Below are 12,145 nucleotides of genomic sequence, written 5' to 3' on the forward strand. Positions count from 1 at the left end.
CCGCGGAAGATCGGCTGCGGCGCGCCCTTCAGAAGTTCGCCGAGCAGCGAGCCGGCGGGCTGGCCAAGCAGCGTGGCGATGTGGTGGGCGGCAACGCGGATGTTGGTCTCCAGCCCCGGGATTTCAGCCTGCGTCGACTGCACCAGACCTTCGGCCTGGACGACGTCGAGGCGCGAGGCAGCACCGGCCTCGAGCTGGAACTTGGTCAGGTCCAGGGTTTCCTGGCGCGACTTCAGGTTGGAGCGCGACAGCGCCAGGCGCTCCTGGAAGAAGCGCAGGTCGATGTAGGAGTTCACCAGGTCCTGCAGATAGGTGAGCTTGGCGACGTCGGCGCTGGAATAGGCGGCGTCAAGCGAGGCCTGGGCGCCTTCCTTGGCGCGGCGGTACTGGCCGAACAGGTCGAGCAGCCAGGAAACGTTGGCTTCGCCGGCGCTGACGTTGGTGGCGCCGATCGAGGTACGGCGTTCGCCCATCGTGCCGCTGGTGGTGTGGCTGGCGCCGACTAGCAGGCTCGGCAGCGAACCGGCGCCGGCCACGGTGACGCCGCCGGCGGCCGCATTGATGCGCTCCAGCGCCTGCAGCACCGACAGGTTCTCATTCAGGCCCTGAACGACCAGGCCGTCCAGCTTCCGGTCGCGATAGGCCGTCCACCAGGCCGTCGTCGACACGTCGCCAATGTTCTTGGCGCCACCCTCGCTGAACTTCGCCGGAAGCGGCATCTCCGGGGGAACATGGTCCGGACCGCTCACACAGCCTGACAGAACAGACAGTGCGGCAAGGATTGCATATCGGCGCATAGGGTCTCCAACGGGATGCTCGGCGATTCTCTAAGAAACTATTACGGCGTATGGTTAATTTTTCACTTCCTCAATAGGCTTTTCACGGCAGTCCAACGGGAAAGCGTGCCTCATGGGGAGGGAGGCGATCGGTAGGAAACGGTCCGCTAACCACAGCATCGCGTCGCTAAATAATATCATTGCATTCTAATCGATAGGATGTTATCTAATTCCATGACAACGAATTTGAAGCAAACCTGGGCCGAGTTCGCACCCTTGCTTATGATCTGCGGGCGCGGATGGCGTCGGGCTTTGAACTCCGTCCTGACCGAGCATAACCTTTCCGACGCCAGCGCAGCGCCGTTGATTGCGCTGCTTCGGCATGGCGACCGGATACCGCAGGGTGTTCTGGCTGAACGGGTCGGTGTGGAAGGGCCGACCCTCGTGCGGGTTCTCGACAGTTTGGAAAATGACGGCTTGATCTGCAGGGTTCCCGATGAGGCGGACCGCCGTATCAAGTTGGTGCAACTCACCGGAGGAGGCACAGCGGTCGCCGAGCGCGCCGAAAGCTGTGCGGCGGAGCTGCGAGCACAGATCCTAGGCGACCTTGATCCTGAACAGGTCGAGGCCGCCTTGGAGGTCCTGCGCGCCATCGCGGCGAAAACCGCGGTCCTATCCGGAACACAGGAAAATGACGAGTAGCAAGAACGCGACCGATCCCAGCCTGGGAGACGTCGTCTTTTCCCTCAAGACCTTCATAGCCGCGATGCTGGCGCTTGGTATTGCGCTTTGCTTCGACCTGCAGAATCCCTATTGGGCGGTCGGTACGGTTTACATCGTGGCCCATCCGCTATCGGGTGCGAGCACCTCGAAAGCGCTCTACCGACTGATCGGCACGGCGCTTGGCGGCGCGGTTACGGTGATCCTGATCCCCAACCTCGTCAATTCGCCTGAGATGCTGACGCTTGCGATCGCACTGTGGATGGCTTTTTGCCTTGGCGTCAGTCTGCTCGACCGAACACCACGCAGCTACAGTTTCATGCTGGCGGGATATACGACCGCTCTGACCGGCTTCCCGATCGTCGCAAACCCGGATACGGCCTTTACCTACGCAACTGCCCGTGTCGTGGAAATCGCGCTCGGCATCATCTGCGCGGCGGTTGTCAATCGCATCTTCTTTCCGCGACACGCCGGGCCGGTTCTGGCTGGTCGTATCAATGCCTGGCTGCGCGACGGCGCTGACCTGGCCATCGGCACGCTGAAGGGCAGGGGCCGCGATCCCGCGCTACTTGCCGCAGCCCGTCGGCTCGCTGCCGATGCTGTCGATCTCCATAGCTTCACCACTCATGTCGCCTATGACACCTCGGCGCTGCGTGACATCGTCGGTCGCACCCGGATATTGCAGCAGCGCATGGTTGCGATGCTGCCGATCGTTTCGGGTCTGGCCGACGTGCTGCATGCGCTCGAGAGGGCAACGGCGGGCAAATTCACGCCGGCCATCACGACGTTGATAGGCGAAGTCACGGCATTGCTCGAGAGTGGCAAACCGCTTGCCGAGGACAAACGACAGCAGCTCCTTGTGCTGATGACCAGGGCGGAGGAGGAGGGCCGCGCGCAACAGGAGTGGAACGGGCTGCTTGCCCATAACTTCACCGCACGCATCCGGGATCTCGTGCAGATATGGGGCGACTGTCTCAGCCTCCGGCAAGACATTGAATCCGGATCGCATCATGACCTTCGTTGGCGCCGGTTCGGCACGTCCTTCGACCGGGCTCCGATCCACAAGGATTATGGCATGGCCATTCATTCCGGCCTTTCGGTTATGCTGGCGACGTTCATCGCGACAGCCTTCTGGATCTATACAGGTTGGCCTCAGGGTAGCGCGGCTGCGATGATGGCCGGCGTGCTCTGCTGCATCTTCTCGTCGATGGACGATCCGGCGCCGATGATGATCAAGTTCGTGAATGTCGCCATTGTGACCGTCATTGCAGCTTTCGTCTTCGAGTATGGCCTGATGCCACTGATTCACAGCTACGTCGAACTCGCCGCCGCGCTCGGGTTGATGCTTGTGCCGGCCGGGTTGCTGATGACGAAGCCATCGCTTGCGCTCTATGGCATGGGTTTCTGCGTGAACCTGCCGAACATGCTGACGCTGCAGGACCGCCTGAACCTCGATCTCGCGTCATTCGTCAATTCGAATGCGGCGATGATCATCGGCATGGTGATTGCCTGCGGGACGACAGTCCTCGTTCGCTCGGTCGGTGCTGAGTGGACCGCTTACCGTGTGCTGAGGTCGGGCTGGACGGATATCGTTGCTGCAGCGCGTCGACCCGAAGAGATCGACTTCACGAGGTTGCTCTACCGCATGGTAGACCGGCTTGGTCTGGTTGCGCCACGTCTGGCGATGATTCCGGCCGAGTCCGCAGTCGCACAGACCGATATCATGCGTGACCTGCGCAACGGTCTCAACACGCTGGATCTCCAGCGCCACAAGCAATTGGTATCGCGGGACAAATGCGAGCCGATCGAGAAGGTGCTCTCCGGTATCGCGGCCTACTACCAGCAGAAGCAGAAGAGCCGGGATGCGCAGCCAGACGAAAATCTGCTCACGATCCTGGATCAGGCGCTGGCGGCACTGGTCGAGGCCGGCAAGTCTTCGGCGATTGAGGGCGCACGCCGCTCTATGACGGCGCTCAGATACACCCTTTACCCTGACGCAGCCTCCCTCCCTGTCGTCGCGGGCGCGGGAACTGCAAAGGAACATGCCGCATGAGGCCTGATATCGACATTTACGGGGTCTTCATCCCGACGCTCGGCGCGATTGCTTTCGCAGCCTACCTTCTCAATTCGGTCCTGCGGCGGGTACTGGCGTCCGTCGGCTTCTACCGGTTGGTCTGGCATCGACCGCTTTTCGACACGGCCATGTATTTCTGCCTGCTTGGCGCCATCGCGCTGTCTCTGAACAAGGTGTCATTATGAAATCGTTTCTCGCTCATTCCGGTCGCTTCCTGCTTACCGGCGTCATGGTTGCCCTGGCGGGAGTGCTTGGCTGGCATCTCTGGGACTACTACATGGACGAGCCCTGGACTCGGGACGGTAAAGTTCGTGCGGACGTCGTGCGGCTTGCCGCCGATGTTTCCGGGATCGTCAGCGAAGTGGACGCAAGGGACAATCAGGCCGTCCGGAAAGGCGACGTGATCTTCCGCATCGACCAGGCCCGTTTTGCGCTCGCACTGCGTCAGGCCGAAGCGCAGATCGAAAGCAGCAAGGCTGCACTCGATATGGCAAGAAGCGACCTCGAGCTTTATCGCAAATTGGGTGAGAGTTCGGTGACGCGCCAGAAGATCCAGCAAGCTGAAACAACCGTCCAACAGGACGAGGCCGCCTACAGCCAGGCCGTGATCAGCCGCGACACTGCGCAGCTCAACCTCGACCGCTCCGTGGTGAGGGCGCCTGTCAATGGCGTGCTGACCAACTTCTCGATGAAGCCGGGGAATTACGTGACGGCGGGTACAGCGGTTACGGCGCTGATCGACAGTGATTCCTATTACGTCGCGGGCTATTTCGAGGAGAACAAGCTGGACCGCATCCAGGTTGGCGACGCCGCACTTGTTTATCTGATGGGCAGCAAGACACCTCTCAAGGGACACGTCGATGGGGTGGCGGGCGGCATCGAGGATCGGGAGCGAAGCGATACCAGCGCCCAACTCGCCAACGTCACTCCGACTTTCACATGGGTTCGGCTTGCGCAGCGCGTTCCCGTTCGCGTGGCGCTCGATACCCTGCCTGATGACACAGCCTTGGTTGCCGGCCGCACGGCAAGCGTCACCATCGTCAATTGATTGGGGCGGCTGAAGAGCCGCCTTCGAATACCGCAAGTTCACCGGTCTGGGCGTCCCAACGATGACTGGGAACGAAGCCGTTCGGCTCGAGAAAAACAAATGGACGCCCGGTTCCAGGAGACAGCCGTGGACGATCGCCACGTCATAGAAATCACCGCCTGGCTGATGCAGAGCGGACTTAAGGGCATGCCGGAAGCAGACCTGCTCGCCGGCTTTTGCGAACGGTGTCGCGCGAATGGGCTCCCGATCGAGCGTTCCGTCGCCGTCATGGACGCGCTTCATCCTGTCTATGAGCGGAGAGCGTTCCGCTGGGATAGCAGGGAGCCGGTCGAACGCGTGTCGGAGTATGGTTTTTCCGGTCCCGGCGCGGTGGCTGACAATTGGCTTCGCTCGGCCTTCCATCACTTGGAAACGACGGGGTCGGGAGAGATCCGCAGCAGGCTGACCAAGGAAGATCCGGCCGACTTCTATCTGCTTGACGATCTGAAGGCGGCGGGCTTCACCGACTTTATCGCCATGGCGCATCGGTTCGGCGATGGCGGGACAATCGGTGACATCGACTGCTTTTTCTCGCACTTCGCCACCCGATCAAAGGAAGGTTTCGCGGATGGTGACATTGCCGTGTTGCGGGATCTACTTCCCTGTTTGGCGTTGGCCGTCAAATGCGTGACGGTCAGCGGCGTGGCTGGCACGATCGCCAAGGTCTATCTCGGACAGGATGCCGCAAACCAGGTCCTTCACGGCAAGATCACCCGCGGTCGAAGTGACCGCATCTCGGCGGCCCTCTGGTTTTCGGACCTCGCCAATTTCACCTACATCTCGGACACCGTAGATCCGGAAGAAATCATTCCGATGCTCAACGACTACGCCGATGCTGTGATCTCGTCGGTCCAGGAGGCTGGAGGCGAGGTGCTCAAGCTGATGGGCGACGGCACGCTGGCGATCTTCAAGGGCAGGCGACCGAGCGAGGCCTGTTCCGCGGCGCTGACCGCCCGGTCGCTGCTCGACAGGCGCCTGCTCGATCTCAATGCGCAACGTCGCATTGAGGGCAGGCCGGTGACCGACGTCTATCTCGGACTTCATCTTGGCGAGGTCTTTTACGGCAACATCGGCAGCGAGGATCGACTCGACTTCACAGTTATCGGACCTGCGGTAAACGAGGTCAGCCGCATCGTTTCCCTCTGTCGGGCGCTGCAGCGGCGGCTTCTGATGTCGGCGAGTTTTGCCGCGATCGTTCCGCCGTCGCAGATCGACAATCTGCATTCGATCGGTCTGCATATGCTTCGGGGCGTCAACCGTGCCCAGGAGCTGTTTACGATGATACCGGCTGCTTGAACGCGCTTGCCGCCGCCCAAGCAGGCCCAATTCGCAACGTAAATGCCAAGGTAACAAAGCCCAACGGCAGTCGTTAGCGCAGTCTGTTACCGTTACGTACTTCCGCCGTGCCGCCAGCTCGCTAAGATCGCTCAAACAAAGCCGACTGAGGCCGGGGTGGTCTTCATGGGCAAGGAAAACGACGAGGTAAGAACACCTTCCGATGCCGAGCGGCGAGGGCTACGTCGCTTGATGCTGAAGCTGCCCGCTGTCCGCGGACGACTTCAAACGATCGGAGAGAAATCCGAGCCGCTTCGCAGCCTCTGCGAAGCATATGAGGACGCAAGTTCCACGCTCGACCGGTTGAGAAGCGTTGCGGGAGGCGCAGACAGCGCGATGGTCCATGAATATGAGATTGTCTGTGCCGAGATCGAAGCCGACGTGATCAAGTACTGTCTCGAGCGCGGAGGCGGCGTCCCGGAATAGGATTGACACGCGCCTGCACTGATCCCGTTTCGGTTTTGTTAGCATTTCATATTACAACCCCTTGTTTTCTGCTCAATAACCCCATTTGTTCTACTTGGCATTGAGCGTTGCGTAGCAGGGGCGGCAATGATGAAGGCTGAAGAACAGGAAGGCTGGGCCCACGAAGTTTCGCGCCCAGAGGCCCGTGCAGAGCTCGAGCGACTGCTCGCCGACGAGCGGTTCAGAGCCACCGAAAGAAGCCGGAGCATTCTCAGATATATCACGGACCAGCAATTCACCGGTTGTGCCGATGGTGTGAAAGCCTATTCCATCGCCATTGATGTCTTGGGTCGGCAAAGCAATTTTGATCCATCGCTCGACCCCATCGTCCGCATTGAGCTTAGCCGATTGCGGTCCTCGCTTAGCCAGTACTACGAAGCTTTTGCGGAGGAAGGCCGGGTTGCGGTTCAACTCCCGCGAGGGCGCTATATTGCGATTTTTACGCGGTCTTCGAGTGGCCTTCCACCGGTCGATGATGGAGAACATTCCGTCTCCACCGGCGCAGAGTCCTTGGCTGCCGTCGCTGACCAGAATCCGTTGAAGGTTGTGCCGGATGTCCCAGCGAGGTCCGTTCCGACCTGGCTGCTTGTAGCCACTTCAGCCCTGCTGATTGTCGCGGCCATGGCCGCTGGTGTTGCTGTCTATGCATCCCGCCCAATCACGACAGCGAAGCCTACGGTCGCAGTCACGCTAACCGCAGTCGATGAAGGTTTGCGCGAAGAGGCTTCCGTGACCCGCGACATGCTGCTGACTGCCCTGACGCAATTCCAGACGTTGACGGTTTCACAAGCCCAACAGAATGAAAGGCCGCTTGCCTCGGTGCTTCGTCCGGCGAAGTCGAACGCTTACGCAATCGACATGAAGTATTATGGTGATGGCGACGACCGCACCATCTGGTGGCAGATTGTAGACACCGCGACTGGCGACCTCCTCAAATCCGGGCTTGAAAGGGTTGATACGAGCGGAAGGACCCCCGCGGCGGTTCGGGACGAACTGGTTGCACAACTCGCACGCCGCTTTGCGGCGACGCGAGGGGTCATCAACAACATCGAAGCACACGATGCTGCCGAGGATTCGCTTGGCAATGCATGCGTCCTTCGAGCAGAGTATGAGCCGGACGACGGCCGGGCAGCGGGTACACGGACGATCAACTGCCTGGAGCGAACAATCGCCGCAAACCGCTATGATGCGGACGCCACGGCAGCGCTTGCGACGCGGCTGGCGGGTCAGGTGGAGGAGAGCACGACGGCACGAGCGCTCGAGCTTGCCAATCGGGCCGTCCACTTGGCGCCGCTCTCCGACCGGGCATACATCGCTCTGATGCTGGCTCAGTTCTACGGGGGCCGGATTGACGCTGCGCTCGCTGCGGGCAATCGTGCGTTGGCGCTCAGCCCCAACAATCCCGATGTGGCGGCAAAGCTTGGCCTCGTTCTGTTTTCGTCAGGCTATTTCGATGCGGGTGTTTCCCTTGCGCGAGACGCCGAAAGGTCTGTCGATGTCGTTCCGCGCGACGCGGTTCTGGTGCTCGCCCTCGACGCTTACCGGCAAAAGGATTGGTCGGAGGCCTCGCTGCTTGCAGACCAGGTAAGCGATACCACATTCTTGATCAGCGCCTTGCGGGTGGCGGCACTTGGCCAAATGGGATCGGATGAAGCGGGGCCAGGCCTTGCGGAACTGAGGAAGCTCGCGCCAGAGTTTGAAACGACCTTCCGCGAACAAACGACACAGCAGCGCTACCAGCCCGCACTATCCGCCTCCATCGAAGATGGACTCGTCAAGGCAGGCGCTCGCTTCAAGACCGAGGGCTTGGCGACTGCCTTTTAACAGTCGGGTTTAGTCGGCCTCACTAACCACGACATAGGTGCGATTGCGATATTCTATCCGGTCAGCGTCCCTGCGCCGTTGGACGCGGCTACCAAGGTCGAGGCCGTTTGCGCTGTCAGCCGCCATTCAATGCTGACCTGATCACCTTAGAATAGTCGCTCGACGTTGGCGCCGCCTGCGCCCGGCTGCTGATCTTGGCTTGCTTCCTGACTTCGTCGAGCGGCAGGCCGTTTCGGATCAGGTGGTGGTCGTAGAGATAGTCCGGCAGGTAACCGGATACGATGATGCGCCAGTCGAGAGGGATGCCGGGATCGATCAGCCGGGCGAGCTTGAAGACGATCGTCGTGCAGTTTGCCGTGATCGTCTGATAAAATTCGGGCTGTGCCGCCAACGCATTACCCTTATCGAGATAGGACAGAAACAGGGCGCGCGCGACCTGCGGAGAGAGCCGGAGTGGATAAAGCGACACCGTTTCCCGGCGGACGTTGGTTCGCAGGCGAACGATGTCGCTCTCTTCAGCCGCAATCAGAACCAGTTCGAACTCCTTGAAGAAGCCGCCGATCTCCGAGAATGCTTCACCGCGTTCCTTTCGGATTTCGGCCGAAAATACGACGTGGCGACCGTCCGCAAAACCAAAGCTGACGAGGGTATGGGCGATCGCGGGGTTGCTCCAGACGGAATTCAGGAGGTCTACCGATTGGAGAGCGGAGAGGTTGTACTGCTCGGTCTGCCAAACCGGATCGAAGTCTTCTGTCGTCCTCCATTGAAAGTTCCGCACGTTGTGCAGCGTGATCTGATCGCCTGAGACGGTTGCGGTGATGCCATGGGCGACATCGGCGGCCCAATCCCTGTCGTTGCTAGGCTCGATGCTTTTCCACCAAAAGGAAACGGCGAGCATCGTAGCCAGCAACAGCACGCTGGCGAGCATCGGCCGCCGCCTGACAGCCAGGATGGCGATCATGCCAACGAGGGAGCCGGCGGCAATGATCGGCCATTTCCATCCGGAAGGCGCCTGATAATGGGCGGCGAGAGCAAACCACCCGATAAAGGCGATGACCATCAACCGGAAAGCGAGGCGAGCCGTGACCGCCAGAACTTGCCATTTCGAGGAGGGAGCCTCGGTGGAGGTGATTGCCATTTTTCGCCCCTCGCGATGCGCCAGCTCATCATCGGGAGCGGGCAATATCGCTCGGGCTCGCAGGAACCGCAAACGATCGGGGGAACCCGGCGCGTTTTGCGATCGGCGCGCTGGGCATTTAGATCATGTGGATGCAGCTGCGCCCGAGGTGTCCGAGAGGGCCTTGCGCAACCGCTCCTCCTGTTCCGGCGCCAGCGACGTTTTCAGGACGCGGCCGCGCAGCCCGTGGAGTTCGGCGAGAACCTTCTCCGGCTGCGCCTTGCGGACGAGGACAAAAAGAGCGGAAGAGGAGTTCGGTATCGTTGCGGCAAGAGACTTGATGAACTCGTCATCGATGCCATAGTCGGCGAGCGAGCCGGAAATCGCGCCGGTGCCGGCTCCAACAAGTCCGCCGATGGCAAAGCCGGCGAGGGGGTTGAGGAATAGCAAGCCGACCAGGCCGCCCCAAAGGGAGCCGGACAGCAGGCCGGAAGTGGCGCCGACTGCCGTCAGGTTGAGGCTCTGCTTGAGATGGACCTTGCCGGCCTCGTCGCGAACCACCACGACTGCATCCTCGAGGTCGACGAGGTATTCCTTCTTCAGGTTGTTCAATTTCAGCAGCACCTTGTCTGCTTCATCCATGGCATCAAAGCCGATAACGATGAGTTCTGACATTGTCCGTTCCTTTCGTTTTTAACAGCGAGGATATGGAGCATGACGGCTGGCGGACGTATGCCGCCCGGGCTATTGATCGAATGCGTAGATCTTCTTCCAGTCGGCTTTCATGTCGACGAGCAGCCAGTTGCGGGCGGCCGCCTCATCGAGCGCCTTGTCTAGCTTCCCGAACTCCGATTTGCGATCATAGGCGTATTCCCGATCTGCATCGGTATGATGAACGATCATCGCGAAGTGCGGTCCCTTGCCGGCTGTGACCCAACGCAGCATCTCGTAGTCGCCATCGGAATTGCCGGCTGCAAAGATCGGGAGTCTACCGATGAACTTGTTAATGCCCACCGGCTTGCCGGGGCCATCGTCGACGAAATCGACCTTTGGGAGCCGGTTCAGAACAGGCGTATCGCCGACCAGCGCATATTGCGTCGTAATCGTGCTGCCGACGACCTGTTCGGGCGGGATTCCATACGCCTTCTCGGTAATGGGGCGCATGAATTCAACACCGCCGCCGGAGACGATGAAGGTCTTGAAGCCATTGGCGCGCAGGTAGTCCAGAAGCTCGCGCATCGGCAGGAATGTCATCTCGTTATAGGGTTTGCCCGTCTTCGGGTGTCTCGCCGTAGCGAACCAGTCGACGACGATTTTGCGGAATTCGTCAGTCGTCATGCCAGCATGGGTGTCCATCGCAAGTTCGACGATGCCCCGTTCACCGCTCTTGGCCATGCCCTTGAGGTCGCCGGAAAGGATCGACTTGAAGGGTTCCTTCTCTTTCCATTCGGGATGCTCGGGAGCAAGTGCCTTGACCCGATCCAAAATGAAGCCCAGCTGAAAATAGAATGGCTGCTCCGTCCAGAGCGTTCCGTCGTTGTCGAAGACGGCGATGCGGTCCTCGGGCGCCACGTAATCGGCGTTGCCCTCCGTCGTCACTTTCTTGACGAAGTCGACAATTTCCTGCTTCGATTTGCCATCGTTCCAGGACGGGAGTTCCTGCGCGAGTGCGCTGACAGGGAGCAACAGGAAAAGCAAGAAGAAGCGCACGGACCGAGACATGAGATGCTCCTGATCAGGTTGCTACGCGCTTGATGCAGCGAAAGCCGACATGGCTGGTTGAGGTATCTTCCGGCTCGGCGTGACGTGCCGCCGGTCGATAGCGGCGGCAATAATTCGGGGCGCAAAGATGTGAGCCGCCCTTCAGTACGCGCCTCGGAATAAGAATATTCGGCTGGTTGGGATCGTAGCTGGCCTCTCTTGCGCCGCCTCGAGGGTTCTCAGGAACGCAGCAGGCTTTCGCAGCCGGCTCCGGATGACGTGTTGACCAGTAGTCCGTCGTCCACTCCCAGACATTGCCGATCATGTCATAGGCTCCGTAGCCATTTGGCGGAAAGGTGCGTACGGCTGTCGTTCGATCCTTGCCGGCGGGCTTCGTGCTATGTGTCGGGAACGTGCCTTGCCAAGTGTTGGCCATGGCAACGCCATCAGGCATCAGCTCGTCTCCCCAGGCAAACTCTGTGTCTTCAAGCCCGCCACGCGCCGCCAGTTCCCACTCCGCTTCCGTCGGCAGATCCATGCCGGCCCATTCCGAATAAGCTTTCGCGTCGGCATAGGCGACATGGACGACTGGATGGTCGAGCTTGCCGCGAAGATCGCTTAAGCCGCCATAGGGCCGCCGCCAGTTGGCTCCGAACTTGAACTTCCACCATTGCGAGATGTCGCTGCCGGTCACGGATTTGGGCTGCATGAAGACCAGTGACCCGGCTCGCAGCATGTTCGGTAGGGCACCTGGATAGTCCTTGGGGTCGGGCGCTTTCTCGGCCACCGTGATGTGGCCAGTCGCTTTCACAAATTCCTGGAACTTGCGGTTTGTGACCGGCGTCGCCTCGATCCAAAAGCCATCCACGGTAACAGGATGGGCCGGCGCCTCTTCCGGATAGTGATCGTTAGAACCCATGACGAAAGTTCGGCCGGGTATCCATACGAGGTCGCCCTGGTCGTCGCCCTGACGTTGCGCCCGATGCCCCGTGTCAAATGCCAATGCCATCTTCGCCTCCGAGCGCTTGTCTTGAGTATCGCCGCGC

General features: G+C 60.3%; 12 protein-coding genes. 7 read left to right on the top strand and 5 right to left on the bottom strand.

What is annotated here, in order from left to right; translation table 11 throughout:
* A partial coding sequence (locus FHT77_RS07470) for a TolC family protein (protein WP_183753928.1) occupies positions 1-797 on the bottom strand: 797 nt, incomplete at its 3' end.
* A gap of 225 nt (positions 798-1,022) precedes the next feature.
* Here FHT77_RS07470 and FHT77_RS07475 point away from each other — a divergent pair.
* The 7 genes from FHT77_RS07475 (at position 1,023) to FHT77_RS07505 (ending at position 8,281) form a co-directional block, all read left to right on the top strand.
* On the top strand, positions 1,023-1,478 hold the full coding sequence (locus tag FHT77_RS07475; RefSeq protein ID WP_183754744.1) for a MarR family winged helix-turn-helix transcriptional regulator: 456 nt from the start codon (positions 1,023-1,025) through the stop codon (positions 1,476-1,478).
* Positions 1,468-3,549 carry an FUSC family protein gene (locus tag FHT77_RS07480; protein WP_183753930.1) on the top strand — a complete coding sequence of 694 codons (2,082 nt, stop codon included), beginning with the start codon at positions 1,468-1,470 and terminating at the stop codon, positions 3,547-3,549. Before FHT77_RS07475 ends, FHT77_RS07480 begins: the two co-directional genes overlap by 11 nt.
* Positions 3,546-3,755 (top strand): DUF1656 domain-containing protein, encoded by a 210-nt coding sequence (locus FHT77_RS07485; RefSeq protein WP_114713481.1) that lies wholly within the window; start codon positions 3,546-3,548, stop codon positions 3,753-3,755. Before FHT77_RS07480 ends, FHT77_RS07485 begins: the two co-directional genes overlap by 4 nt.
* Positions 3,752-4,618 (top strand): HlyD family secretion protein, encoded by an 867-nt coding sequence (locus FHT77_RS07490; RefSeq protein WP_183753932.1) that lies wholly within the window; start codon positions 3,752-3,754, stop codon positions 4,616-4,618. The genes FHT77_RS07485 and FHT77_RS07490 overlap by 4 nt, the downstream gene beginning before the upstream one ends.
* Positions 4,619-4,744: 126 nt before the next feature.
* The gene (locus tag FHT77_RS07495) at positions 4,745-5,953 is read left to right on the top strand and encodes an adenylate/guanylate cyclase domain-containing protein (protein WP_183753933.1); all 1,209 of its coding nucleotides are present in this window, start codon (positions 4,745-4,747) and stop codon (positions 5,951-5,953) included.
* Between the two features lie 165 nt (positions 5,954-6,118).
* Positions 6,119-6,418 (top strand): hypothetical protein, encoded by a 300-nt coding sequence (locus FHT77_RS07500; RefSeq protein WP_183753940.1) that lies wholly within the window; start codon positions 6,119-6,121, stop codon positions 6,416-6,418.
* Between the two features lie 129 nt (positions 6,419-6,547).
* A complete protein-coding gene (locus FHT77_RS07505) occupies positions 6,548-8,281 on the top strand; it encodes a hypothetical protein (protein WP_183754746.1) in 1,734 nt (577 codons plus the stop codon).
* A gap of 115 nt (positions 8,282-8,396) precedes the next feature.
* Here the strand turns inward: FHT77_RS07505 and FHT77_RS07510 are convergent, their stop codons facing one another.
* From FHT77_RS07510 to FHT77_RS07525, 4 genes are all read right to left on the bottom strand, one after another.
* Positions 8,397-9,419 (bottom strand): DUF4105 domain-containing protein, encoded by a 1,023-nt coding sequence (locus FHT77_RS07510; protein ID WP_183753942.1) that lies wholly within the window; start codon positions 9,417-9,419, stop codon positions 8,397-8,399.
* 123 nt (positions 9,420-9,542) lie between these two features.
* Positions 9,543-10,073, bottom strand: a complete 531-nt coding sequence (locus FHT77_RS07515) for a DUF1269 domain-containing protein (protein WP_183753944.1) — start codon at positions 10,071-10,073, stop codon at positions 9,543-9,545.
* Positions 10,074-10,142: 69 nt separating this feature from the next.
* Entirely contained in the window at positions 10,143-11,120 is a 978-nt protein-coding gene (locus FHT77_RS07520; RefSeq protein WP_183753946.1) for an HAD family hydrolase, read from the bottom strand.
* A 13-nt stretch (positions 11,121-11,133) separates the two neighbouring features.
* On the bottom strand, positions 11,134-12,108 hold the full coding sequence (locus tag FHT77_RS07525) for a formylglycine-generating enzyme family protein (RefSeq protein ID WP_183753948.1): 975 nt from the start codon (positions 12,106-12,108) through the stop codon (positions 11,134-11,136).
* Between the last annotated feature and the right edge of the window lie 37 nt (positions 12,109-12,145).

The organism is Rhizobium sp. BK181 (genome assembly GCF_014193305.1).
Classification (GTDB): domain Bacteria; phylum Pseudomonadota; class Alphaproteobacteria; order Rhizobiales; family Rhizobiaceae; genus Rhizobium.

Excerpts from the sequence above, each read along its gene's own strand:
- FHT77_RS07480 (WP_183753930.1), top strand. The coding sequence starts at position 1,468 with ATGACGAGTAGCAAGAACGCGACCGATCCCAGCCTGGGAGACGTCGTC.
- FHT77_RS07485 (WP_114713481.1), top strand. The coding sequence starts at position 3,546 with ATGAGGCCTGATATCGACATTTACGGGGTCTTCATCCCGACGCTCGGC.
- FHT77_RS07490 (WP_183753932.1), top strand. The coding sequence starts at position 3,752 with ATGAAATCGTTTCTCGCTCATTCCGGTCGCTTCCTGCTTACCGGCGTC.
- FHT77_RS07500 (WP_183753940.1), top strand. The coding sequence starts at position 6,119 with ATGGGCAAGGAAAACGACGAGGTAAGAACACCTTCCGATGCCGAGCGG.
- FHT77_RS07505 (WP_183754746.1), top strand. The coding sequence starts at position 6,548 with ATGAAGGCTGAAGAACAGGAAGGCTGGGCCCACGAAGTTTCGCGCCCA.
- FHT77_RS07510 (WP_183753942.1), bottom strand. The coding sequence starts at position 9,419 with ATGGCAATCACCTCCACCGAGGCTCCCTCCTCGAAATGGCAAGTTCTG.
- FHT77_RS07515 (WP_183753944.1), bottom strand. The coding sequence starts at position 10,073 with ATGTCAGAACTCATCGTTATCGGCTTTGATGCCATGGATGAAGCAGAC.
- FHT77_RS07520 (WP_183753946.1), bottom strand. The coding sequence starts at position 11,120 with ATGTCTCGGTCCGTGCGCTTCTTCTTGCTTTTCCTGTTGCTCCCTGTC.
- FHT77_RS07525 (WP_183753948.1), bottom strand. The coding sequence starts at position 12,108 with ATGGCATTGGCATTTGACACGGGGCATCGGGCGCAACGTCAGGGCGAC.